We start from the raw sequence: 1,195 nt of genomic DNA, 5'->3' as shown, positions 1-1,195 counted from the left end.
TGCAACACTCTAATTTTTTAGCAAAGATGGAGTGTGGGCATGAAGCGGCGACGTAGCATCTATTATTCTGCGGTTCAGGGGTCTGAGATCTGGGATCGCTGGCAGGCTGGCGAGTCCATGAGGTCCATCGGACGTCGATTTGACCGGGCATCGTCGTCAGTTTTTTCCGTGATTTCGCCAACGGGTGGCATTCGTCCACCGGTTCGGCACCGCGCCAAGCAGGCGCTTACGCTCTCTGAACGAGAGGAGATTTCCCGTTCAAACCCCAGCTGAGAAGTTCGCAGAATGTGTTGCGGCGATCAGTTGAACTCGCCGTATCCTTGTTCGCAACCTTGACCAGCATCACGTAGCGCGATTGGCGCTCGACAAGTGTTGCGACATAGCTGTTCCTCGATCCGCCGATCAGGTCGCCCTCCCAGTGGCCTGGGACCGCACGATCTTCAACAGATGCCGGTCGTTCTCTGATGGATACGGCATCCTTGATCTGGCCGAGCCCGCTCCGTTTCAGGCTGGCGTGCCTGGAGCGGCGGATCGTGCGTTTCGCTCTCAGGTGCTCAAGCAGCTCTTTTTTCAGCACGCCACGCGCCTGAATGAATAGGCTGCGGTAGATCGTTTCGTGTGACACCTGATGTTGTGGCTCCCCTGGATATGTGCGCTTGAGCCAGCCCGCGATTTGTTCCGGCGACCATTGTCGCCGCAGCCCGATCGATACTGTCCGCCTCAAGAACGGGTGGCAAGCCAGCTTGCAAAGCTTGGGACGCCGCGCCCGATCCCAAGCCGCCTGATCTGCCCCCGCGGCCCGGTACCGGTCCGCTCCTCCATTGCGGCTGACTTCGCGGCTGACGGTCGATGCAGATCGTCCCAAGTGGCGCGCGATCGACCGCAACGAGCGGCGCATGCTGAGCCATCGAGAAATCTCCTCTCGTTCAGAGAGCGTAAGCGCCTGCTTGGCGCGGTGCCGAACCGGTGGACGAAGGCCACCCGTTGGCGAAATCACGGAAAAAACTGACGACGATGCCCGGTCAAATCGACGTCCGATGGACCTCATGGACTCGCCAGCCTGCCAGCGATCCCAGATCTCAGACCGCTGAACCGCAGAATAATAGATGCGACGTCGCTGCTTCATGCCCACACTCCATCTCTGCTAAAGGATTAGAGTGTTGCACCGACCGGTTGAGTCCACCAGGTAAACCGC

Annotated in this window: 1 pseudogene; it reads right to left on the bottom strand. The window is 59.2% G+C overall.

Features of this window, described 5'->3' with window-relative positions:
* Positions 1-298: 298 nt before the first annotated feature.
* A pseudogene (locus tag AC629_RS44250) lies at positions 299-1,126 on the bottom strand (IS30 family transposase); the annotation flags it as partial.
* Positions 1,127-1,195: the final 69 nt, after the last annotated feature.

Origin of the sequence: Bradyrhizobium sp. NAS80.1 (genome assembly GCF_001908205.1) — a bacterium.
GTDB lineage: Bacteria > Pseudomonadota > Alphaproteobacteria > Rhizobiales > Xanthobacteraceae > Bradyrhizobium.
The sequence above is the reverse complement of the archived record's forward strand: the minus strand, read 5'-3'. Positions and strand labels throughout refer to the sequence as shown.